The 21,270-nt window shown below is 70.9% G+C and carries 26 protein-coding genes, 1 tRNA gene and 1 pseudogene; 15 read left to right on the top strand and 13 right to left on the bottom strand.

Annotated elements, in window-relative coordinates; genetic code table 11:
* The first annotated feature begins 10 nt into the window (after positions 1–10).
* From dnaG to KPL59_RS29825, 3 genes and pseudogenes are all read left to right on the top strand, one after another.
* Entirely contained in the window at positions 11–1,879 is a 1,869-nt protein-coding gene (dnaG, locus tag KPL59_RS29835; RefSeq protein ID WP_020625197.1) for a DNA primase, read from the top strand.
* On the top strand, positions 1,876–2,388 hold the full coding sequence (locus tag KPL59_RS29830) for a hypothetical protein (RefSeq protein WP_226350860.1): 513 nt from the start codon (positions 1,876–1,878) through the stop codon (positions 2,386–2,388). Before dnaG ends, KPL59_RS29830 begins: the two co-directional genes overlap by 4 nt.
* Positions 2,385–3,154, top strand: a pseudogene (locus KPL59_RS29825) (trans-aconitate 2-methyltransferase). The gene KPL59_RS29830 and the pseudogene KPL59_RS29825 overlap by 4 nt, the downstream one beginning before the upstream one ends.
* A 50-nt stretch (positions 3,155–3,204) precedes the next feature.
* On the opposite strand, the gene KPL59_RS29820 reads toward KPL59_RS29825, so the two are convergent.
* Positions 3,205–3,402 carry a hypothetical protein gene (locus KPL59_RS29820; RefSeq protein ID WP_020625200.1) on the bottom strand — a complete coding sequence of 66 codons (198 nt, stop codon included), beginning with the start codon at positions 3,400–3,402 and terminating at the stop codon, positions 3,205–3,207.
* Positions 3,403–3,576: 174 nt separating this feature from the next.
* Between KPL59_RS29820 and KPL59_RS29815 the strand changes: the two genes are divergently transcribed.
* Positions 3,577–3,648, top strand: a tRNA-Asn gene (locus tag KPL59_RS29815).
* 402 nt (positions 3,649–4,050) lie between these two features.
* Here KPL59_RS29815 and KPL59_RS29810 read toward each other — a convergent pair.
* On the bottom strand, positions 4,051–4,815 hold the full coding sequence (locus KPL59_RS29810) for a transposase (RefSeq protein WP_226359944.1): 765 nt from the start codon (positions 4,813–4,815) through the stop codon (positions 4,051–4,053).
* Between the two features lie 84 nt (positions 4,816–4,899).
* Positions 4,900–5,142 carry a hypothetical protein gene (locus KPL59_RS29805; protein ID WP_226362750.1) on the bottom strand — a complete coding sequence of 81 codons (243 nt, stop codon included), beginning with the start codon at positions 5,140–5,142 and terminating at the stop codon, positions 4,900–4,902.
* 359 nt (positions 5,143–5,501) lie between these two features.
* On the opposite strand from KPL59_RS29805, the gene KPL59_RS29800 reads away from it, so the two are divergent.
* The 5 genes from KPL59_RS29800 to KPL59_RS37860 all read left to right on the top strand — a co-directional run bounded on the left by KPL59_RS29800 (position 5,502) and on the right by KPL59_RS37860 (position 8,669).
* Entirely contained in the window at positions 5,502–5,720 is a 219-nt protein-coding gene (locus KPL59_RS29800) for a type II toxin-antitoxin system HicB family antitoxin (RefSeq protein WP_020625202.1), read from the top strand.
* A complete protein-coding gene (locus KPL59_RS29795; protein ID WP_075311421.1) occupies positions 5,717–5,941 on the top strand; it encodes a type II toxin-antitoxin system HicA family toxin in 225 nt (74 codons plus the stop codon). Before KPL59_RS29800 ends, KPL59_RS29795 begins: the two co-directional genes overlap by 4 nt.
* A 454-nt stretch (positions 5,942–6,395) precedes the next feature.
* Positions 6,396–6,683, top strand: a complete 288-nt coding sequence (locus KPL59_RS37865) for a methyltransferase domain-containing protein (RefSeq protein ID WP_226362749.1) — start codon at positions 6,396–6,398, stop codon at positions 6,681–6,683.
* A 16-nt stretch (positions 6,684–6,699) separates the two neighbouring features.
* Positions 6,700–8,208, top strand: coding sequence for an IS1634 family transposase (locus tag KPL59_RS29785; protein ID WP_226359888.1), 1,509 nt, complete (start codon positions 6,700–6,702; stop codon positions 8,206–8,208).
* Positions 8,209–8,228: 20 nt separating this feature from the next.
* Positions 8,229–8,669 carry a class I SAM-dependent methyltransferase gene (locus KPL59_RS37860; protein WP_226362748.1) on the top strand — a complete coding sequence of 147 codons (441 nt, stop codon included), beginning with the start codon at positions 8,229–8,231 and terminating at the stop codon, positions 8,667–8,669.
* A 139-nt stretch (positions 8,670–8,808) separates the two neighbouring features.
* Here KPL59_RS37860 and KPL59_RS29775 read toward each other — a convergent pair whose 3' ends face one another.
* The 4 genes from KPL59_RS29775 to KPL59_RS29760 all read right to left on the bottom strand — a co-directional run bounded on the left by KPL59_RS29775 (position 8,809) and on the right by KPL59_RS29760 (position 11,304).
* Entirely contained in the window at positions 8,809–9,063 is a 255-nt protein-coding gene (locus tag KPL59_RS29775; protein ID WP_226362865.1) for an inositol monophosphatase family protein, read from the bottom strand.
* Positions 9,064–9,148: 85 nt separating this feature from the next.
* Positions 9,149–9,913, bottom strand: a complete 765-nt coding sequence (locus KPL59_RS29770) for a transposase (RefSeq protein ID WP_226359656.1) — start codon at positions 9,911–9,913, stop codon at positions 9,149–9,151.
* Between the two features lie 92 nt (positions 9,914–10,005).
* A complete protein-coding gene (locus tag KPL59_RS29765; RefSeq protein WP_226362747.1) occupies positions 10,006–10,491 on the bottom strand; it encodes an inositol monophosphatase family protein in 486 nt (161 codons plus the stop codon).
* Between the two features lie 234 nt (positions 10,492–10,725).
* Positions 10,726–11,304: a VOC family protein gene (locus KPL59_RS29760; protein ID WP_308187977.1), complete on the bottom strand. Its 579-nt coding sequence runs from the start codon at positions 11,302–11,304 to the stop codon at positions 10,726–10,728.
* Positions 11,305–11,330: 26 nt separating this feature from the next.
* Between KPL59_RS29760 and KPL59_RS29755 the strand changes: the two genes are divergently transcribed.
* A complete protein-coding gene (locus KPL59_RS29755) occupies positions 11,331–11,891 on the top strand; it encodes a DUF1707 domain-containing protein (RefSeq protein ID WP_226350866.1) in 561 nt (186 codons plus the stop codon).
* 153 nt (positions 11,892–12,044) lie between these two features.
* Here the strand turns inward: KPL59_RS29755 and KPL59_RS29750 are convergent, their stop codons facing one another.
* Complete coding sequence (locus KPL59_RS29750) at positions 12,045–12,470, bottom strand: PPOX class F420-dependent oxidoreductase (protein ID WP_226350867.1); 426 nt, start codon at positions 12,468–12,470, stop codon at positions 12,045–12,047.
* A gap of 34 nt (positions 12,471–12,504) precedes the next feature.
* Entirely contained in the window at positions 12,505–13,107 is a 603-nt protein-coding gene (locus KPL59_RS29745; protein ID WP_226362746.1) for a TetR/AcrR family transcriptional regulator, read from the bottom strand.
* 71 nt (positions 13,108–13,178) lie between these two features.
* Between KPL59_RS29745 and KPL59_RS29740 the strand changes: the two genes are divergently transcribed.
* A complete protein-coding gene (locus tag KPL59_RS29740) occupies positions 13,179–14,390 on the top strand; it encodes a cytochrome P450 (protein WP_226362863.1) in 1,212 nt (403 codons plus the stop codon).
* A 14-nt stretch (positions 14,391–14,404) separates the two neighbouring features.
* Here KPL59_RS29740 and KPL59_RS29735 read toward each other — a convergent pair whose 3' ends face one another.
* Positions 14,405–15,247, bottom strand: coding sequence for a helix-turn-helix transcriptional regulator (locus KPL59_RS29735; protein ID WP_075311435.1), 843 nt, complete (start codon positions 15,245–15,247; stop codon positions 14,405–14,407).
* A 102-nt stretch (positions 15,248–15,349) separates the two neighbouring features.
* On the opposite strand from KPL59_RS29735, the gene KPL59_RS29730 reads away from it, so the two are divergent.
* The 4 genes from KPL59_RS29730 to KPL59_RS29715 all read left to right on the top strand — a co-directional run bounded on the left by KPL59_RS29730 (position 15,350) and on the right by KPL59_RS29715 (position 18,286).
* Positions 15,350–16,108, top strand: coding sequence for an SDR family oxidoreductase (locus KPL59_RS29730; protein ID WP_226362745.1), 759 nt, complete (start codon positions 15,350–15,352; stop codon positions 16,106–16,108).
* A gap of 103 nt (positions 16,109–16,211) precedes the next feature.
* Positions 16,212–17,468 (top strand): alpha-hydroxy-acid oxidizing protein, encoded by a 1,257-nt coding sequence (locus tag KPL59_RS29725; protein WP_226362744.1) that lies wholly within the window; start codon positions 16,212–16,214, stop codon positions 17,466–17,468.
* Between the two features lie 61 nt (positions 17,469–17,529).
* Positions 17,530–17,937, top strand: a complete 408-nt coding sequence (locus tag KPL59_RS29720) for a hypothetical protein (RefSeq protein ID WP_226362743.1) — start codon at positions 17,530–17,532, stop codon at positions 17,935–17,937.
* Between the two features lie 145 nt (positions 17,938–18,082).
* The gene (locus KPL59_RS29715) at positions 18,083–18,286 is read left to right on the top strand and encodes a cold-shock protein (RefSeq protein ID WP_020624259.1); all 204 of its coding nucleotides are present in this window, start codon (positions 18,083–18,085) and stop codon (positions 18,284–18,286) included.
* Positions 18,287–18,353: 67 nt separating this feature from the next.
* Here the strand turns inward: KPL59_RS29715 and KPL59_RS29710 are convergent, their stop codons facing one another.
* From KPL59_RS29710 to KPL59_RS29700, 3 genes are all read right to left on the bottom strand, one after another.
* On the bottom strand, positions 18,354–19,001 hold the full coding sequence (locus KPL59_RS29710) for a TetR/AcrR family transcriptional regulator (protein ID WP_226362742.1): 648 nt from the start codon (positions 18,999–19,001) through the stop codon (positions 18,354–18,356).
* A gap of 160 nt (positions 19,002–19,161) precedes the next feature.
* Complete coding sequence (locus tag KPL59_RS29705; RefSeq protein ID WP_226362741.1) at positions 19,162–20,778, bottom strand: alpha/beta hydrolase; 1,617 nt, start codon at positions 20,776–20,778, stop codon at positions 19,162–19,164.
* Entirely contained in the window at positions 20,775–21,086 is a 312-nt protein-coding gene (locus KPL59_RS29700) for a hypothetical protein (RefSeq protein ID WP_226362740.1), read from the bottom strand. Before KPL59_RS29700 ends, KPL59_RS29705 begins: the two co-directional genes overlap by 4 nt.
* Positions 21,087–21,270: the final 184 nt, after the last annotated feature.

The raw sequence follows: 21,270 nt of genomic DNA, 5'->3' as shown, positions 1-21,270 counted from the left end.
ACTGGCCGTCGTGGCAGGACGGATCCGGGACGCCGACATCACCGAGGTCCGCAACCGCACGCGGGTCGAGGAGATCGTCGAGGAGTACGTGGCCCTCCGCCGCGCCGGGGCGGGCTCGCTGAAGGGCCTGTGCCCGTTCCACGACGAGAAGTCCCCGTCGTTCACCGTTCGTCCCTCGCACGGCACGTTCCACTGCTTCGGCTGCGGTGAGCACGGCAGCGTCATCGACTTCGTCATGAAGATGGAGGTCATCGGGTTCCCCGAGGCCGTCGAGCGGCTCGCCGAGCGGTGCGGGGTCCGGCTCACCTACGAGGGCGGCGGCTCCTCGGTGCAGCGCGACCGCGGTACCCGCAGCCGTCTGCTGGAGATCAACAAGAAGGCCCAGGCGTTCTACGCCGAGCAGCTGCGCACCCCCGCCGGGCGGGCCGGGATGCAGTTCCTCGCCGACCGCGGGTTCGACGAGGCCGCCGCGGAGAAGTTCGGCTGCGGCTACGCCCCGGCCGGCTGGGACGTCGTCACCAAGCACCTGCTCTCCCAGGGCTACCAGCTCGACGAGCTGATCAAGGCGGGCATCTCCAAGGAGGGCCGTCGCGGCGCCATCGACCGCTTCCACCGGCGCCTGCTGTGGCCGATCCGCGACCTGGGCGGCGACGTGGTCGGCTTCGGCGCGCGCCGGCTGTTCGACGACGACGGCATCGAGGCCAAGTACCTCAACACCTCCGAGACGCCGGTCTACCGCAAGACCCACGTGCTGTTCGGCCTGGACCAGGCCAAGCGGGAGATCGCGAAGACCCGGCAGGTGGTCGTCGTCGAGGGCTACACCGACGTGATGGCGATGCACCTGGCCGGGGTGACCACGGCGGTCGCGTCCTGTGGTACGGCGTTCGGCACCGAGCACGTCTCGGTCATCCGCAGGCTCATCGGTGACGACTCCTTCGACCGCGGGGAGGTCATCTACACCTTCGACGGCGACGCGGCGGGCCAGAGCGCCGCGATGAAGGCGTTCGAGGGCGACCAGAACTTCGCCGCGCAGACCTTCGTCGCCGTCGCACCGGACGGTCAGGACCCCTGCGACCTGCGCAACAACCACGGTGACGCGGCCGTGAGGGACCTCGTCGCCCGTCGTGAGCCGCTGTTCGAGTTCGCCATCCGCACCGAGCTGCGCAGCCACGACCTCGCCAGCGCCGAGGGCCGGGTCGCGGCGCTGCAGCGGACCGTCCCGCTGGTCGCGCAGATCAAGCGGGAGGACCTGCGGGACGAGTACGCGCGCCGGCTCGCCGGCTGGGTCGGCTGGGACGACATCGCCGTCGTCGTGCGCCGGGTGCGCGAGAGCGCCGGGGTGTCGCCGGAGGGGGGCCGTTCCCGGCGTCGGGCCCCGCTGCCCGCCCCGAAGCGCGACGACACCCAGCTGCACCTGCAGCGCGAGGCGCTCAAGGCGGCCCTGCAGATCCCCGGCGTCGTGGGCCCCGCGTTCGACGAGCTGCCCGAGGCAGGGTTCACCCACCCGCAGCTGGCCGCGGTGCACCGGGCGATCATGGCCGCGGGCGGGGTGTGCGCCGGGCTGGACGGGTCGGACTGGCTCGACGCCGTCGTCGCCGAGAGTGCGGGCGACGACGTGAAACGCCTGGTCAGCGAGCTGGCCGTGGAGGACCTGGAGCTCCCCAAGCGCAACACCGACGAGGTCCGCTACGTCAACGGCGTGCTCGCCGGGGTCCGGCTCGGCCTGGTCGAACGCGAGATCGCCGACCTCAAGTCGCAGCTGCAGCGCACCAACGCCGAGACCGACCACGACGAGTACATGGACCTGTTCGGGGTGCTCGTCCCGCTGGAGCAGTACAAGATCCAGCTGCGCGAGCAGGCCTCCGGGGTCGCGTCGTGACCGGCTTCTGGGCGCGGTTGCTCGGACGTGAGCCGGTGCCCGACACGGTCGCCGACGCCCTCGCCGACTCCGAGGCCGTCGTCGCCACCGCGCAGACCCCGGACGGAATGCTCGTGGTCACCTCGTGGGGGATCTGGCCCCCCGGCGGTGAGCGGCTGGGCTGGCACGAGATCGCGAAGGCGACCTGGGACAAGGTCAGCCTGGTCGTGACGCCGACCTCGGCCGAGCAGATCGCTCCCGGCACCGAGCTGCTGGCCGACGGGCGCCCGCTGCGGTTCCGGCTCGCCGACCCGGGGAAGGTGCCGCAGGCGGTGCAGGAACGGGTCACCCAGTCCATCCGCACCCGCAACCGGCGCGAGCTGCCCGGGGGAGGGGCCTGGGTGCTGCAGCGCCGGGTCCCCGGCCGCGACGGGCTGGTCCTCCAGGTGCGGCCCGACCCGGGCACCGACCCCGTCGCCGCGCGCCGCCTCGCCGAGGGCATCGCCGCCCGTCTGCCGGAGGACACGTGAGCACCAGCTGGGACCCCGCCCTCTACCGCGCCTTCGACGACCACCGCTCCCGCCCGTTCCTCGACCTGCTGGCCCGGGTGGGGGAGCCCGACCCGGCCCTGACCCGGGTCGTCGACGCCGGCTGCGGTCCCGGCCACCTGACCGGGCTGCTGGCCGACCGCTGGCCGACGGCGACGGTGGAGGCGTTCGACTCCTCCCCGGACATGGTCGCCGCGGCCCGGGCCGCGGGCGTCGACGCCGCGCAGGTCGACGTGCGCGACTGGACCCCGCCCCGCGACACCGGGGTGCTCGTGTCCAACGCGGTGCTGCAGTGGTGCCCGAGCACCCCGAGGTGCTGCGCCGCTGGACGGCCGCGCTCGCGCCCGGTGCGTGGATCGCGGTGCAGGTCCCCGGCAACTTCGACGCGCCCTCGCACGTGCTGACCCGCGAGGTCGCCTCGCTGCCGCACTGGCGCGACCGGATCGTGCTGCGCGGCGACGGGACCGTGCTCGACCCGCTCGGCTACGCCGACCTCCTGGCCGCCACGGGTGCCGACGTCGACGTGTGGGAGACGACCTACCTACAGCGGCTCGACGGCGAGGACCCGGTCCTGCGCTGGATCTCCGGCACCGCCCTGCGCCCGGTCCGCGACGCCCTCGACGACGACGCCTACGACGCGTTCGTCCGCGAGCTCGCTCCTCGGCTGCGCGCGGCCTACCCGCCGAGCGCCGACGGCAGCACCTGGTTCCCGTTCCGCCGCGTCTTCGCGGTCGCCCGCACACACTGAGCCGCCCCGTCCCGAGCCCCCGGGACGGGGGTCATAGGACGGGGCGGGCCTCAGCGCCCGGTGTTCTGGCCCCCGCGCACCTTGTCGATCGCGCCCTCGACGCCCGCCCGAGCGATGCCCGCGGCACCCTGCACCGCGGGGTGGTCGGCTGCCCGGTGATAGGCGCGGACGAGCTGTTCGTAGCGCTCGTGACCGGCTCTGGTGCCGAGGACGTACCCGACGGCGACACCCACGAGGAATCTGACCATTCCCCTCACCTCCGACCGCGACCGTACCCGGACCGCGGCCGCTGCCCGACCGCCACCCGGATGGGGCTCCGACCTGCGGGAACAGCGGCCGAACGGGGGGTTGCGAGACGACTGTGCGGGGTGTTGTAGAGTTCTTCTCGTCGCCGGGAACACCACCTGGAGCGGCATGAACGGTCCTCCGTAGCTCAATGGCAGAGCACCCGACTGTTAATCGGGCGGTTATTGGTTCGAGTCCAATCGGAGGAGCATTTTCCGAGGTCGATAGCTTGACGCGGGTAGCGACTCAAGATCGACCCCCAGGAAGTCCACTACTAGTGGGTTCCGGGGGTCGATGTCTTTTCAGGACCTCCAGGACCTCCTTGGCCCCGGTCGCGGCCACCAGGGCGGTTCGGTCAGTACGACGAGGAGGGGGCGGGACCACTCGGATCAGGCGTCGAAGCGGACCGTGGTGAAGTCGACCGTGCCCGAGAAGTCGGTGGTGTCCTGGAAGCCCCAGCCGATGACCTTGGCGCTCTGCGGCACGAGGTAGACCCAGGTCATGTCGGCCTCAAAGCCCGGCTGGAGCTGATCGTTGCACTCAGGGTTGCCCTTGAGCTTGTAGAGGTCGTCGATGGCGTCGAAGTTGCGTTGAGGCTTATTCAGGCTCCGTCAGGTAAGTGTGTAGAAGATGAGTCCGATGACTGCCGAGATTGTCGTTTTAAATGTGGCGTAGGGCCGCCGGTAGTCTGTGTGGAGAACTTTCCACGTTTTGATATGGGCGATGACTCGTTCGATGGTGGCGCGTGTGTGGTTGAGGCTCTTGTTGAATGTTTTTTGCCAGTCGAGAAGTTCCCGGCCGGGTGGTTTTTTGAACGGGGTGAGCATGCCGCGCCCGATGTATCCTTTATCGCCGATCGGGGGGTATGTGGCGAGGTGGTCGAGGGCGCCGGATTGGTCGAGGCAATATAGGTCGTGTCGGGATCCTGGGGTCGGGTCGGAGATCCACGACAGCTGCCCTTCCAGGGTGGCTGCGACCTGGACGACGACGCCGGTGGTGCGATGCTTGCCCGACCACAGACCCGGCACCGCGGCCCATGACCAGCAGGGCAGCAAGGTTCCATCGATGATGTACTGCCGATCGGCACGAAGCTCCTCTGCCGTCGGAACGACACTCCGCAGCGCCTGTGCCAGCAACGGTGTCACCCCCGTGATCGCTCGACTAACCGTCGACTGCGACACCCCATAGGTTTCCGCCAACTCCCACTGCACACGATTCCCGCGCAGATACGCCAACGTGATCACCACCGACCAGAACAACCCCAGAACCGGCGGCCAAGACAAACGTGCCTCCGTCGCGTCCCGCTGATCCTGCTCATACACTATAGCGACAAGATCCTGAATTTCATCACGCCGGAAACCAGTGGTATAGTACATACTGCGGCAGCCCGTTCATCTCGGATTGATTCGGCAAACCAATATTCGCGATGGACGGGCTGTCGCCCAACCCGACACGCCGGGCTAGATCGTTATTTCACGGGGCCTGAATAAGCCTCGTTGTTGCGAGTCGACGAGCTTGGTGTTGATCGGCAGGCTGCAGGTGAGGTCGAGGCCCACTTTGGCGTTGTTGACGACGTGCGCGGTGACAGAGACGAATCGGCCGCCTGCCTGTGGCGTCGTCTTCGTGTACTGCTCGTAGCCCGAGCCCGGTCGGAAACTGGACTCGTTCATCTGGATTGAGTCGACTGCGCGGGCGTCGGTCACGGTCAAGGTGATGCCACGGTTGCTCACTGTCTGACCGATGCTCGCCGAGGGTGGAGCGGTCGGGGTTGGCTTGGTTGTGACCGGCGCTGCTGACGCAGTGGTAGCGGGGCTCCCGGTGCTCGAGGGGGGCTCGGCGCTGCATCCCGCGAGCAGGAGCAAGGCGAGGAGGACGACGACGGACGCGGCACGCATGACTACTCCGTGATGTGAGGCGATCACTCCGCCTGTCGGCAGGCTTTGCTGTCTCATTACCGCCCTCCGTCCTCGATCGTCACTCTTGATGAACGGTCGACCTGGAGTGCGTGGGCTCGTCCTCCGCAAGGGCCGACCTCACTCACCTCGGGCCGTAGACTCGGCACATGGACACCGCTCGCACCTTGACCGCCGCCGTCGCGAAGGACGGCGAGTGGTACGTCGCCCGCTGTCTGGAGATCGAGGTCGCCAGCCAGGGGGAGACGGTCGACGAGGCGCTGGCCAACCTCCGTGAGGCGTTGGAGCTGTACTTCGAGGACGACGAGGTGCCGGCTTCCTTCGAGCACCCGCTCGTGACTCCGATCGAGATCCGCATCCCGGCGTGAGCCCAGCCCTTCCTCAGGTCTCCGGCAAGCAGGTCGTCCAGGCGCTCGAATCAGCGGGCTTCGAGCATCGCTCGACCAAGGGCAGCCATGCGAAGCTCCGCCACCCTGACGGCAGAGTCGTGATCGTCCCGCTGCACCGCGAGATCGTCCGGGGCACTCTCGGCTCCGTTCTGCGGCAGGCCGGACTCAGCGCTTCGGAGTTCCTGGACCTGCTCGGCTGAGGGCGCCGTCTACCTCCCGCGACCCACCGTCGAGAGTGGCAACGAGCCACAATCACCCGTATCCGTGCCGACGGCGTTGTGGCAGTTCATCGCCGGTTTCGAGCACACATGACTACTGACCGCGGGTCTTGATCCTGGATCGGGCGGTATCGGTTCGAGTCCAATCAGAGGAGCATTTTCCGAGGTCAATGACTTGATCCAGGCAGTGACTCAAGATCCCCTGGGAAGCCCTCATCGATGGGCTCCGGGGGGCGACGTCCTTCTGAGACCTCCAGGACCTCCGTCGCTTCGGTCGCGGCCATCTTGCGACCGAAGGAGAAGTCCTGCGTCCTGAGTGTTGGACGGATCGCGCAGCCCGCCCATGCGACGGCAGACGAGGCGAGATCCGGCGTGGTTCAGCCCGTCGATGTGCCGATTGTCGTGGATTGCTTGAGCCGCTTGGCAAGGTGGTGCTGTGTCAGGCAGCTCGGCGAGGCGGTGGAACCACAACATCCACTACCACCGGCTGGTCCTGGATGCGGTGCCACGTGGCGCCCAGACAGCTCTCGACGTCGGCACCGGCAACGGCCTCCTCGCAGCGGACCTGGTGCACAGGGTTCCCCAGGTCGTAGCGATCGACCTGGACCCGACAGTTCTCCGCTCGGCACGGAGCGAGGCCCCGACCCGAGTTGCACAGGTAGTCAGGGGTCGTGAGCCGTCGGTGCTGGTCAGCTGGCTGCTTGATCGGGATCTGGGGCACTAATCGGTAGTCTCGGGTAGTGCCGTTCGTCCGGAAGGTGAAGACGGCCTCCGGGGCGACAGCGGTGCAGGTCGTGGAGAAGCGCCACGGCGTCCGCCGGATCGTCGCCCACGTCGGCTCCGCGCACGATGACGCCGAGCTCGCAGTCCTGATCGCCTCAGCACGAGACCGCATCCATGCAAGCCAACAGGCGCTGGACCTGGACACCCCGGCCGCTGGGGGTGCAGGTGGGGCGATCGTGACCGAGTCGTCGAGCGAGGTCCTGTGGAACGTCCTGATCGAGGCCTACCGTCGCCTCGGCTTCGACCAGCTCGCAGACGAGGCGTTCCGGGCACTCGTGCTCGCGCGAATCGTCGAGCCCACCAGCAAGTCCGCCGCAGTAGGGGTCCTCGACGAGCTCGGCGTGGCCGCGCCGCACCGCAACACCTTCACCGCGGCGTTGCGCCGCTGCGTGGACAAGGACTACCGAGCCGCCCTCGCCGCCGCCTGTGCTGCGGCCTCGCGCCGGTCGGGTCCGGTGTCGCTGGTGCTCTACGACGTGACCACGCTGCACTTCGAGGTCGAGAACGAGGACAAGCTGCGCAAGGTCGGGATGAGCAAGGAACGCCGGGTCGACCCGCAGATCCAGGTCGGGCTGCTCGTGGACCCGTCCGGGTTTCCACTCGAGGTCCGCTGCTTCGAAGGGAACAAGGCCGAGACCACCACCCTGCTCCCGGTGCTCGACGAGTTCCGTAAGCGGCACCAGGTCAGGGACATGGTCGTCGTCGCGGACGCCGGGATGTTGTCCGCGAGCAACCTAAACGCGTTGGAGGACAACGAGTTCTCGTTCATCGTTGGGTCGAGGATCAGCAAGGCGCCCTACGACCTGGCCATGCACTTCGAACGCCACGGCAACGCCTTCGACGATGGCCAGATCCTCGAGTCACGCCGCGACATAGGGACGGGTAAGGCGAAACGCTCGCGCCGGACCGTCTACCAGTACCGGTTCGCCCGGCACAAACACGACGACCGGGCGATCAACGCCATGGTCGACCGCGCCGAGAAGGTCGCCGCCGGCACCCGGCCGTTGAAGAAGGACCGCTTCGTGCGCATCGCCAACAGCGGAACCGAGGTCGACTGGGCCCTGGTCGAACGCGCCCGCCAGCTCGCGGGTTTGAAGGGCTACGTCACCAACCTGCCAGAGGCCACCATGGGTGGACTCGCGATCGTGGCCGCCTACCACGACCTGTGGCAGGTCGAGGCCAGCTTCCGCATGACCAAATCCGACCTACGCGCCCGGCCGGTCTTCCACCGCGAACGCGACACCATCGAAGCCCACCTCACCGTCGTCTTCGCCGCCCTCGCAGTCTCGCAGCACCTACAGGACGCCACCGGAGTGACCATCAAGACACTGATCAGGACCCTGCGTCCGCTACGCACCATCCGCGTCGACGTCGGCGGTCACCCGATCACTGCAGCGCCGCAGATCACCGACCAGGCCCGCGCCATCCTCAACCGGCTACCCGCCATCAACGCCCCGGGGCACTAAACCTGTGCAACTCGGGCCCGATGGTCGAGTGGGTCCACGGCGACATTCTGAGCTACGCGTTCCCAGCCGACTCGTTCGATGTCGTGGCTTCGATGGCCACACTGCATCACCTGCCCGATCCAGTCCAAGCACTACGGCGATGCGCTGATCTCACGTCGCCGGGCGGTCGAGTCGTCGTGGTCGGTCTGGCGAGGACCTCCCAGCCGATCGAGGTCGTGCTCCACGGCATCGGAGCCGTGCAGCACGCCGTGCTGCGTCGCCGGTACGGCTTCTGGGAGCACACAGCCCCCATGGTCTGGCCATCGCCGCACACCTATTCCGAGGTTCGTCGCGCAGCCCGATCCGCCCTTCCCGGATGTCGTTGGCGCCTGCTGCCCATGTGGCGCTACTGCATCACCTGGACCAAACCTCTCCCGGACACGCACCAGCCAGAGAGCAAAAGAGGAATCGTCCACGGGTGACGGCCGTGCAAGGAGAGTGCGGTATCGCTCGGCTTGCGACCGTCGCCGGCGGCCACCCACGACCATCCCGTCATGCGGGTCACCGCGCGTGCGCCCACGAGTCCGATATCAGAACGGCCATGATGGCGCGGCTCCTGAATCAGGGACTCAGGTCGCTGATGCGCTGCAGCAACTCACTGTGCACGTCGTGGTCTGCTGCGATGACGAGTCCGTGCCCGGAGTCGACAGCGTCTCCTCTCAGGTCGGTGACGATGCATCCGGCTCCCGTACAGAGAGCGATGCCGGCAGCGAAATGCACGCTTCCGCGAAGGTCGTCGTCGTTGACATATGCGGCTCTGTGCCCGGCAGCCACCCACGCCAAAGCCAAGGATGTGGCGCTGACTCTCGGGGTCATCCACTCTCGTAGCCCGCGGTCGCCCAGGAGCGACGAGGTCACGACGTCCCACGGCCCATCTGCATTGAGGCTTATTCAGGCTCCGTCAGGTAAGTGTGTAGAAGATGAGTCCGATGACTGCCGAGATTGTCGTTTTAAATGTGGCGTAGGGCCGCCGGTAGTCTGTGTGGAGAACTTTCCACGTTTTGATATGGGCGATGACTCGTTCGATGGTGGCGCGTGTGTGGTTGAGGCTCTTGTTGAATGTTTTTTGCCAGTTGAGAAGTTCCCGGCCGGGTGGTTTTTTGAACGGGGTGAGCATGCCGCGCCCGATGTATCCTTTATCGCCGATCGGGGGGTATGTGGCGAGGTGGTCGAGGGCGCCGGATTGGTCGAGGCAATATAGGTCGTGTCGGGAGCCTGGGGTCGGGTCGGAGATCCACGACAGCTGCCCTTCCAGGGTGGCTGCGACCTGGACGACGACGCCGGTGGTGCGATGCTTGCCCGACCACAGACCCGGCACCGCGGCCCATGACCAGCAGGGCAGCAAGGTTCCATCGATGATGTACTGCCGATCGGCACGAAGCTCCTCTGCCGTCGGAACGACACTCCGCAGCGCCTGTGCCAGCAACGGTGTCACCCCCGTGATCGCTCGACTAACCGTCGACTGCGACACCCCATAGGTTTCCGCCAACTCCCACTGCACACGATTCCCGCGCAGATACGCCAACGTGATCACCACCGACCAGAACAACCCCAGAACCGGCGGCCAAGACAAACGTGCCTCCGTCGCGTCCCGCTGATCCTGCTCATACACTATAGCGACAAGATCCTGAATTTCATCACGCCGGAAACCAGTGGTATAGTACATACTGCGGCAGCCCGTTCATCTCGGATTGATTCGGCAAACCAATATTCGCGATGGACGGGCTGTCGCCCAACCCGACACGCCGGGCTAGATCGTTATTTCACGGGGCCTGAATAAGCCTCATTGAGTTCGATGATTCGGTTCTGAGCACTCGGACACAGGAGCTGGTCGCCGGCCTCGCTCCGCGTCCCTGTGGTTACCCCGTCGGTCCAGTGGATGAGTTCGCGCCGCGGGTCGCCTACCGCCGACACGGTGGGAGTGCCGTCGATACAGAGCGCGACGTTGAGGCCGTAGTCCCCGGCGCCGGAGGCGAAGTTGCGGGTCCCGCAGAGCGGGTCCACCAACCACATGCGCGAGCTTGCTCCACCGGACTCGCCGAGTTCCTCTCCGGTGCATGCATCACCTGGTCGACGCACCCGGAGTACCGATCGAATCGCGCGTTCCGCATCGAGGTCCGCAGCGGTCGCGAAGTCGACCGCACTCTTTTGAATGCGTCGGAGCTGCCCACCCGGCGTCCTTTGGATCACGTCCATGCCAGCTCGTACGGCGTCGATAGCCAGCTCGACATCTGTTCCCTGCATCGAAGGGACCCCCTTGGCTCAAGCTATGTCTTCGTCATGCGCCGGTCGGTGACGATCCCGAATCAGGCCCCGGCAGACGCGTCGGTCGAGCCCGGCGACCGGACGTCGCTCCCTCTTCCTCGCACGGGGCCTATCCAGATGACCACCCGTGCCCACGACGATCTGATGAAGCGCGCCCCGCCGGCCGTCGGGCGAGCCCGTCGCCACCGCTGGTTCGACGGATGATGCGCCAGATCAGGCCGGGCCCACGGGCTCGATCAGGTCCCAGCGATTGCCGGCGATGTCGCGGAACACCACGAAGCGCCCATAGGACTCGGTGCGCGGATCAGTGAGGAACTCGACCCCGGCGTCACGCATGTGTGCGTATCGGCTCTCGAAGTCCTCGACCTGGAGGAAGAAGCCGACCCGGCCGGCATGCTGGTCGCCGATCGCGGAGACCTGGCGTTCTCCGTCTGCGCGGGCGAGAAGAATCCCTGTCTCCGCGTCCGGCGGGCGGACGACGACCCACCGCTTGGGCCGGCCGTCGTTGCTCTGAGCGGGGGAGTCCTCGACCAACTCGAATCCCAGCGCGTGGGTGAAGAAGTCGATCGCCTCGTCGTAGACGTCCACGATGATCGTGGTGAGTTGGAGGAATGCCATGCCCGTCAGGGTGGCAGTTGCACCTCCCGGTGCGCTCCGGCCGGGGAAGCGGCAGCCGACTCCCGATGCCGGAGCGGGAGGCAACGCCACGGCGGTGTCGGTGTCGATGTTGATGTCGAGACCGTCCTCGGGTGGCCCCTGAACCGAGCTCCGGGAAGACCCCGAGTCGTTCACCGACGACGGTGCCTATGGTCGAGTGCATGACCTCGTACGAGAGTTCCGACGCCGTCGTCCCAGCTCGGGACCTCCGTGTCTCGTACGCGGAGCGGGACCATGTGGCGGCCTTGCTCAACCGGCACCACCTCGAAGGTCGGCTCGACGGGGCAGAGCTGGCCGACCGGCTGGCCGCTGGGTCCACCGCGGTGACCCGAGCGGATCTGAACAGCGTCGTCCTGGATCTCCCGGGGGCCCAGGACGCCGTGCCCACACGTGATCTGCTCGAACTGGCGAACACCGCGGGCGACCTCCGGCGTGCCGGCGAATGGCTGGTACCGCCGCGCGTGGTCGTGCGCTCCTGGTTCGGCAACGCTCGCCTCGACATGCGTCGCGCGCGCTTCGTCACCGGTGAGGTCGTCATCGACGTGGACATCGTCATCGGGAACATCGACGTTCGGCTGCCGCCGGGGGCGACCGTGGACATCACGGGCGTGCGCACGGCGGTCGGAACCGTCCGCGACAGGGTGGGCGAGTCGGCGTCGCGTGGTACTCCGCACGTCATCCTCGTCGGCGGTACCCAGGTGGGGAATGTGACCGCACGATGACGCCGCGCGCACCGGTCCTGGCCGGTCGGGGTCGGGTCTCCTGACCCCGCACCTGATCGGTGTGCCCATGTGGGGAGGCGGTGTACGGCACGGTCCCCGACCACACCGCGCGCATCCCGCCGCAGTGGGATCGACGCGATGCCGCAGCGGCCCTCACCCCACGTCGCGCGCCCGGATCCCCGCCTCGTGCGAATCCACCTGCTGCTCCTCGGGCGACAGCGCGAGGGTGAGGATCCGCGTCGGGTGGATCCGGATGATCGCGCTCGACCCCGTCGACTGCCCCGCGGAGTCCGCTGGGTCGGTCAGCGCCTCGCCCCGTCCCCGGATCTCGACGAACCGCACCCGCCACGGGTCGGTCGACAGAACGTCGTCGACGACGAAGGCGACCTGGCCGTTCGCGGCGACGTTGCGGAACTTGCGGCTGTGCTCCATCCCGTGGCCGCCGACGTCGATGGTGCCCAGCGTCGTGTTGACACCGAAACCCACCGGGCTGGCCTGCAGCGTCCCGTCCGGCTGGGCGGTGGCGAGCCGCCCGATCAACTGGCTGTGCAGGTAGGCGATCTCCTCGTCGGTGAACATGGCGGCGACGCTAGGACCTGAACGGTGCTTCAGGTCAAGACGTGGCTCGCGCGACCGCGGCCCGCGCGTCGGCCTCCGGCATCCCGAGGGTCAGCAGGTGCCCGAGGGCGACGTCGGTCTCGTCGCCGTCCCACCGCCCCTCCTGTGCGGCGCGCATGTAGGCCAGGGACCCGGCCTGCAGTACCTCGGCCAGTACCGGGGCCGCGGCATGCCGGGAGAACACACCGGATCGCTGCCCGTTCTCCAGCAGCCGGACCATGATCGTGTGGAACGGGCCCATCGCGGCGCGGAGCTCGTCGTCGGCGGTCCGGCGGGCCAGCGCGATGACCGGGCCGTAGCGCCGCGACGTGCTCCAGGTGCGCAGGAGGGTGGCCGCGAGCTCGACGGCCGGGTCGGCCGCATCGGGGTCGACCTCGCCGACCTTCTCGACGAAGTCCGCCGACGCCGCCCGGACGAGTGCGACCACGAGGTCGTGACGGCTGGTGAAGTGGCCGTAGAGGGTGCGCCGCACGACCCCGGCGCGGGCCGCGACCTCGTCCAGCGAGGCGTCCGGGTTCTCGCGCAGCACGGCCTGCGCGGCGTCCAGGATGGACCGCCGGTTCCGCTCGCGGGCCGACGGTCGCTCCGTCCGTTTCATCACGCGTGCATTTTTGCACGATGAGTGCAATCCTGGCGAGTGTCGAGGACACCCAGTGCGAGGAGCGGACGATGACGATCGACCACGACACCCGGCCGGCACGGCTGGACCAGGACTTCTTCGACGATCCCGACGAGCTCTACCGCCGGTTGCGCGACGAGAGCCCGGTCGTCCGCGCGACCGGGCCGAACGGGCTGACCTTCTGGATGATCACCCGCTACGCCGACGCCCGTGCCGCGCTCAACGACCCGCGGCTGCAGAAGGACTCCCGCCGGCTGCCGGAGGTGCTGCAGCGCCACGGCGCGACCTCGATCCGCCAGTTCGCCGGCTCCCTCGTCGCGCACATGCTCAACGCCGACCCGCCGGACCACACCCGGCTGCGCAAGCTCGTCGGACGGGCGTTCACCGTCCGGGCGATCGCCCGGCTGCGGCCGCGGATCGAGCAGATCGCCACCGAGCTCGCCGACGCCGCCGAGCAGGCGGGCCCCGAGCTCGACCTGCTGGACCACTTCGCCTTCCCACTGCCCATGACCGTCATCTCGGAGATCCTCGGTGTCCCGGGGGACCGCCGCGACGACTTCCGGCACTGGTCGAACCTACTGCTCTCCAGCGGACCCGACGAGGAGCGTGGCGCGGCCGCCGCGTCGATGGCGCAGTTCCTGTCCGCGCTCGTCGCCGAGAAGTCCGCCCACCCCGGCGACGACATGCTGTCCGAGATCGTCCGTGCCTCGGAGGACGGCGACTCGCTCAGCCCCACCGAGGTCACCGCGATGGCGTTCCTGCTGCTGGTCGCCGGGCACGAGACCACGGTCAACCTCATCGGCAACGGTGTGCTGGCACTGCTGCGCGACCCCGACCAGCACGTCCGGCTGCGTGCCGACCCCGACCGGGTGCCGCAGGCGGTCGAGGAGTTCCTCCGGTACGACGGCCCGGTCAACCTCGCCACGATCCGCTTCACCGACGAGCCCGTCGAGTACTCCGGGGTGACGATCCCGGCCGGCGAGGTCGTGCTCGTCTCGCTGATCGGGGCCAACCGCGACCCCGAGCGCTACCCGGACCCGCAGCGGTTCGACCCCGGCCGCGACACCTCCGGGCACCTCGCGTTCGGCTACGGCATCCACCACTGCCTCGGCGCACCGCTGGCCCGCCTGGAGGCCGACGTCGCGTTCCGGACGCTGCTCGCGCGGTTCCCGGACATGACGCTCGCCGGCGCCCCCGGGCAGCACCGGCAGAGCACGCTGATCCACTCGCTCACGGCGCTCCCGGTGCGCCTGCACCCGTGACCGGCGCCGGGTGATCAGCCCGCGCTGAACTGCTCGCTGCCGATCACCCGGAGCAGCTCCAGGCGCCGTTCGGTCTCGCTGCGCGGCGCCGCGGTGAGTACCAGCAGCGCCTGGGACCGGTCCTCGGTGAACAGCGCCTGGCAGTCCACCTCCAGCTCGCCGAGCTCCGGGTGCAGCAGCGTCTTGTGGTCGGCGAACCGGCGTCCGACCTCGTGCAGCTCCCACAGGGCGGCGAACTCGGGGCTGCGCTCCGACAGCACCCCCACCAGCTCGCCGGCCCGCGACCGGGGCCCGAGCATCGCCAGTGCCGCCCGCAGCGTCGCGACCTGCGCGCGGCTCTGGCGGGGGCGGTCGTCGGGCGGGTACATGCGCCGGGCGTCCGGGTCGGTGAACCAGCGGAAGACCTCGCTGCGGGCGAGCCCGGCGTGGTGGGTGTGGTCGCCGAACAGCGCCCGGGCCATCTCGTTCTGCACGAGCGTCTCGCCGAGCACGGTCAGGATCAGCGCCGGGCTGTCGTGCAGCCGGTCCAGCACCCGCAGCAGCGCGGGGGCCACGTGCTCGGACACCGGGCCCGACGCCGGCGCGTTCCGGCCCGCGCACCGGAACAGGTAGTCGCGCTCCTCGGTGCCCAGCCGCAGCGCCCGGGCCAGCGACGCCAGCATCTGGTCGCTGGGCTGCGGCCCGCGCTGCTGCTCCAGCCGCGTGTAGTAGTCGGTCGACATGACCGCGAGCGTCGCGACCTCCTCACGGCGCAGCCCCGCCGTGCGCCGGCGGGCACCGTCGGGGAGCCCGACGTCACCGGGACGGAGGCGGGCGCGGTGCCGGCGCAGGAAGTCGGCCAGGGCTGCACGGTCCACGTCACCGAGTATCCGCGGGCACCCGCCGGGCAACCAGGGACCGGTGATCCCCCGATGACCGGTCTCTGCCGCCCCCGTCCGCCGCGCGGCGACGGTGGGGACATGCAGATCACCGGACGCACCGTCTTCATCCCCGGCTCGACGAGCGGCATCGGACTCGCACTGGCCCTGGCGCTGCGCGGGCGCGGCAACACCGTGGTCCTCGGCGGTCGGCGCCGCGACCTGCTCGACGAGCTCGTCGCCGCCCACCCCGGCCTCGACGCCGTCGAGATCGACACCGCCGACCCGGCGAGCATCACGAAGGCCGTCGCCGAGGTCCTCGACCGGCACCCCGACCTCGACGTGCTCGTCGCGATGGCCGGGATCATGCGGGTCGAGGACTGGCACACCCCCGAGGGGTTCCTGGCCTCGGCCGAGCAGGTCGTCACCACCAACCTGCTCGGCCCGATCCGGCTGATCGGCGCGCTCGTGGAGCACCTGCGGGGACGGCCGGTCGCGTCGGTGGTCACCGTGTCGTCGGGGCTGGCGTTCGTCCCGCTCGCCGCGACGCCCAGCTACAACGCCACCAAGGCCGCGGTGCACATGCTCACCGAGTCGCTGCGCCTGCAGCTCGCCGACACGACCGTCGAGCTCCTCGAGATCGTGCCGCCCTCGGTGGCGACCGAACTGCTGCCCGGCCAGCAGGACAGCCCGATCGCGATGCCGCTCGACGACTTCGTCGCCGAGGTCCTCACGCTGCTCGAGGCCCCGACCCCGGCCGGGGAGGTCCTCGTCGAGCGGGTGCTGCCGTTGCGCCGTGCGGAGGCCCGCGGCGAGTACGCCGACGTCGTCGCCCGGCTGAACGCGGCCGACCCGCACTGACCGTCGCACCGCACCCGACCCCGGACGCGGCCCGGTCCGGCGTCCGTCCGGGGCGGTCGGCGCGGGCCGTAGGCTCACCCGCGCGACGACGGGGGAGGGCGCCATGACGGCACCGGGCCGGGCTCGGCAGGACCGCATCTACCGCGACGGCGTCTCCGGCGCCCGTCCCCGGGTCCCGACCGGCCCCGACGAGCTGGAGCGCCGCGCGCGGCGGGCCATGAGCCGGCGCGCCGACGCCTACGTCACCGGCGGCGCGGGCGCCGAGACCACGATGCGCGCGAACCGGGCGGCGTTCGCCCGTCGGGAGATCGTGCCGCGGGTGCTGCGCGACGTCGGCGAGCGCAACCTGACCGTCGAGCTGTTCGGCCGCACGCTGCCCGCGCCGCTGCTGCTCGCCCCGATCGGGGCACTGGACCTGGTCCGGCGCGGCGCCGACCTCGCCGTCGCCCGCGGAGCCGCGGCCGCCGGGATCCCGATGGTGATCTCCAACCAGGCCGGGGCGCCGATGGAGGAGATCGCCGCGGTCGGCGGCCCCACCTGGTTCCAGCTGTACTGGTCCACCTCCGACGAGCTCGTCGACAGCTTCCTGCGCCGCGCCGAGTCCGCCGGCTGCGACGCCGTCGTCGTCACCCTCGACACCACGATGCTGGGCTGGCGCCCCCGCGACCTCGACCTGGGGCACCTGCCCTTCGCCCGGGGCATCGGGATCGCCCAGTACACCTCCGACCCGGTGTTCCGCCGCCTGGTGGAGGAGACCCTCGCCGCGCCGTCGGCCGGGGCGCCGCCGAAGGTCACCCCGCAGGCCGTGCGGACCCTGCTCGAGATCACCCGCAACGCCCCCGGACGGTTCCGGGACAACCTGCGCTCGCCCGTCCCGCGGGCGGCCGTGGAGACCTTCCTGCGGGTCTACTCGCGACCGCGGCTGTCCTGGGAGGACCTGGCAACCCTGCGCTCGCGGACCCGGCTGCCGATCCTGCTCAAGGGGGTCCTGCACCCCGACGACGCCCGCCGCGCCGCCGACGCCGGTGTGGACGGGGTCGTCGTGTCCAACCACGGCGGCCGCCAGATCGACCACGCGGTCGCCTCGCTGGACGCGCTGCCCGGTGTCGTCGACGCGGTCGGCGATGCGCTGCCGGTGCTGCTCGACTCCGGGGTGCGGACCGGGGCCGACGTCGCGACCGCGGTCCGGCTCGGCGCCCGCGCCGTGCTGCTGGGGCGCCCGTTCGTGCACGGGCTCGCCCTGGACGGCGCCCGCGGCGTCGCGCAGGTGCTGCAGAACGTCGTCGCCGAGCTCGACCTGGTCTGCGGGCTGGCGGGGGCGACCAGCCCGGCCGGGATCGAGCTGCGCGGGCGTCCCTGACGGGTCACCCGGCGGTGCGGTCCGGCGCGCCCGGCCGCCCGCGCCGTGGCACGGTCGGACCATGACGCGTACGACGGCGACCCGCACCCGGCAGGACCTCGCCCGCCTCGCGCTCGGCGCGATGCTGGTGTTCGCCGGGACCTCGCACCTCACCTTCGCCCGCCGCGAGTTCCGTGCCCAGGTCCCGCCGTGGGTCCCGATGGACACCGACGACGTCGTGCTGCTCTCCGGGGCCGCCGAGATCGCGCTCGGCGCCGCGCTGGCCGGCCTCCCGAAGGAGCGCCGCCGGGTCGGCGGCCTGGCCGCGGTGTTCTTCACCGCGATCTTCCCGGGCAACGTCTCCCAGTACCGCAACCGTGTCGACGGGTTCGGCCTCGACACCGACGCCAAGCGGGCCGCGCGGCTGGCCGGGCAGCCGCTGCTGGTGGCGTGGGCGCTCTACGCGGGCGGGCTGATCCCGCGCCGGTGAGCCGGTGCCGGCCCGGAGAACCGGGCGAACGGGACGTCCGACACGACGCGCCAGTACCCGATAGCACGTCGCCTGTAGCACAGCGGGGTCCGGTACGGCTAATGTCCACCCCGTAGGAACCGGCAAGACGCGAGGAGACATCCGGATGCCACAGGGAACCGTCAAGTGGTTCAACGCGGAGAAGGGGTACGGGTTCATCACGCCGGACGGAGGCGGGCAGGACCTGTTCGTCCACTTCAGCGCGATCCAGTCCTCCGGATACCGCAGCCTCGACGAGGGGCAGACCGTGACCTTCGAGGTCACCCAGGGTCAGAAGGGTCCGCAGGCGGACCAGGTCGTTCCCACCTGACCGCCTGATCCGACGCCGCCGCCCGGGGTGCTCACGCGAAGCACCCCGGGCGTCGTCGTGTCGGGGGTCAGGACGCCAGGCGGGTCTCCAGCCCGGCGATGACCAGCTCGACGCGGCTCAGGGTCCAGCTGCGCGGCGGGTCGTCGATCCGGTCCCGGAAGACCGAGCGGACCTGGGCGTCGAACGGCTCGGCCGACTCCAGCACCTGGTCGCGACGGCGCGCGTCCCCGATGCCGAGGGGGTTGGCCGCCAGCCACGGCTGCATGCCTATCTGGAAGGCGGTCGAGGCGCCCAGCACCGCGTCCTCCGCGGTGAAGCCCGACTCCAGCAGCCGGTCGGTCAGCCGCCGGAACGCCGACAGCAACGCCTCGGGGGACTCCGGCAGCCGCACCATCGCGGGCGCGAGGCCCGGGTGCTCGGCCATCACGTCGAACGTCGCCGCCGCGAACGCCAGCATCTGCTCCTGCCAACGGCCCTCGTCGGTCGCGGGGAACACGCCGTCGGTCACCACGTCGTCCACCAGGGCGGCGACGAGCGCCTCCAGGCTGGGGAAGTGGCGGTAGAACGTGGAGTACTTCACCCCGACCCGCGCGGTCACCGCGCCGACCGTCAGGTCGGAGAAGCCGAGCTCGCGCGCAGCGGCCAGCAGTGTCGCGCGGTCGGTCAGTGGCGGGCGGCCGGTGCGCCGTGCCGGTCTGCTCTCGGTCTCGGTCACGCCCGAATGCTACTGCCCGTGGCCGCGTCCGGGACAGGCTAGTCGCGGTCGGTCTGACGACTACGTGTGACCTGCCCCATCACTGGTTCATTGAGCGGCTGGTCGTTCGGCCGGCCGGACGTGCGGTCGTCTCGCAACGCAGGTCGAAGGTGACGGAGCGTCACAAAGGAACGGGCGCTCCGGCGACGATCCGGCCGAGCGTGCGCAGGCTCGGCGAGCCGGGATCCCAGTAGCCGCCGTGCGCGGCGGCGAACGCGGACTCGTCGTTCGGGGTGGCCGGGTCGTCGGTGCTCGGGAGCGCCGAACCGGGGGCCGAGTCGAACACCCGGGCGCCGAACCCCGGTGCCGCCGGGTTCGGGCCGTGCAGGAGCCCGGTGGGGGCGAACCCGCGCGAGGTCGCGAAGCCCTCGACCCCGGGCACCCGGTCGATCGGGTCGTGCCGCGCGGTCGTCGCCCAGACGTGCCCGGGTGCGGTGCCGAGCTCGGAGGCGTGTCCCGCGCCGGTCCCGGGGCTGCCGACGAACACCACGTCGTCGGCGGCCAGGCCGCCGCCCCGGGCGGCGTTCCCGGCCACCGTCGAGCCGTAGGAGTGCCCGACGACGGTCAGGTGCACCGGGCCCGCGTGCCCGGCCCGCAGACCGTCCTGGAAGGAGCGCAGGTCTCCCGCTGCGGCGCGGGCGGCCCCCGGGTCCGCCGCCGCGACCAGGTCGGGTGGCGCGTCGTAGCCGGTCCACAGCACCGCGGCGACGGTGGCGTCCGGCGCGGCCGCCCGTGCGGCGGCACGGGTCGCCTCGACCCGGGCCAGGTCGCCGGGCACCCCGTCCCAGCCCGCGGTCGTCCCCGGGACGTGGGTGAGCACGTGCGCGGCGTGTTCCGGGTCGCCGACGGCGAGCACGAGCCGCCCGCCGGTGCTCCCGCGCTCCAGCCGGAGCAGGTACGCGTCACCGGCGTCGAGGCGTCGGCGGGTCGCCTCCAGACCGGCCGACGCGCGCCGGGCGCGGTCCGCGCCCGCGGTGTCCCCGGCCCGGTCGAGCAGCGCCGCCCGGGACAGGAGCCGGGACAGCTCGGCGTCGAGCAGGACCTGGTTCGCCCGGTCCCGGTCGGCCACCGGCACGCCGTCCAGCCCACCGACGAGGTCGGGCCGGGTGTGCAGCAGCTGCTCCCGTCGCACCTCGGGCAGCCCCGTCCACCAGGACCGCACGGCGCCGGCGCCCGCACCGGGGGGTGGCGCCGCGGCGGGCGCGACCGGGCGGGGGGCCGCCGCGGGGGCCGGGCGGAGCGCATCGAGCGCGGCGGCCGTGGCGTGGTCGGACCGGGCCGCGGCACCGACGGCGTCGGCCACCGCGGTGGACAGGCGGGCCAGGTCCGCCCCGAAGCGGGCGACCATCGCGGGCAGCTGCCACACCCCGAGCCAGTGCGCGCCGACGCCGGCGGACAGCGTGCCGCGTTCGAGGTCGACGACGAACTGCGGGTGCACCGCCAGCGCGGCGAGCACGAGCCGGCGCTGGGCGTCGAGGACCTCGCCGGCGTGGGTGCCCAGCACCTGCGCGGCCCGGGTCGCGGTGCCCGCGTCGTCACGCAGCCGGCGGACCTGCTCGGCGCGGTCGAGCGCGGCCGCGTCGGCGTCGGCCCCCGTCCACGACCGCGGTGCGGAGCGTTCCAGCTCGGCGGCGCGCTCGGACAGGGCCCGGGACAACCCGTCCCAGGTACCGGCGCGACGCAGCCACGCACCGGGGTCGGCGGTCACGAGGTCGCGCAGGGCGGGCCCGGTGCTCACGAGGCGCGCCCGGCGAACGCCGTCGCGGCGTCGTCGTCGGCGGCGCGCCAGGAGGTGGCGGCCGCGCGCAGTGCCGACGCCGTCGACGCGGTGTGCTCCGCGTGCTCCCGGGTGGCCCGCGCCATCGCGTCCTCCCAGGCCGTGGCCGCCGTCCCGGCCGCGAAACCCGGCACCGGCGCGGCCGGGCCCACGAGCGCCGTGTCGTCGGCGAGATCGTCGGCGATGTGGTCGAGCGCCGCGGCGGCGGCGTCGAGGCCGTCCGGGTCCGAACGCACCACCCCGCCCGACGACGGGTGTGGGCCGGGCACGGGCCGCCCGCTCGTCCACCGGGTCCCCGGTCGGTCTCGGTCGTGCACCGCGGCACCTCCGTCGTCGGTGGCGGGCCCGCCCGGCCCGCCCGCGTCGGACAGGAGTGTGCGTGCCGCGCGGCCCCGGCACGGGCGTTCGGTGGAATCCGGTGTGGGTGCTCTCGATCATGACCGGTCGCCGTGA

Origin of the sequence: Pseudonocardia sp. ICBG1142 (assembly GCF_020496255.1) — a bacterium.
GTDB lineage: Bacteria > Actinomycetota > Actinomycetes > Mycobacteriales > Pseudonocardiaceae > Pseudonocardia.
The sequence above is the reverse complement of the archived record's forward strand: the minus strand, read 5'-3'. Positions and strand labels throughout refer to the sequence as shown.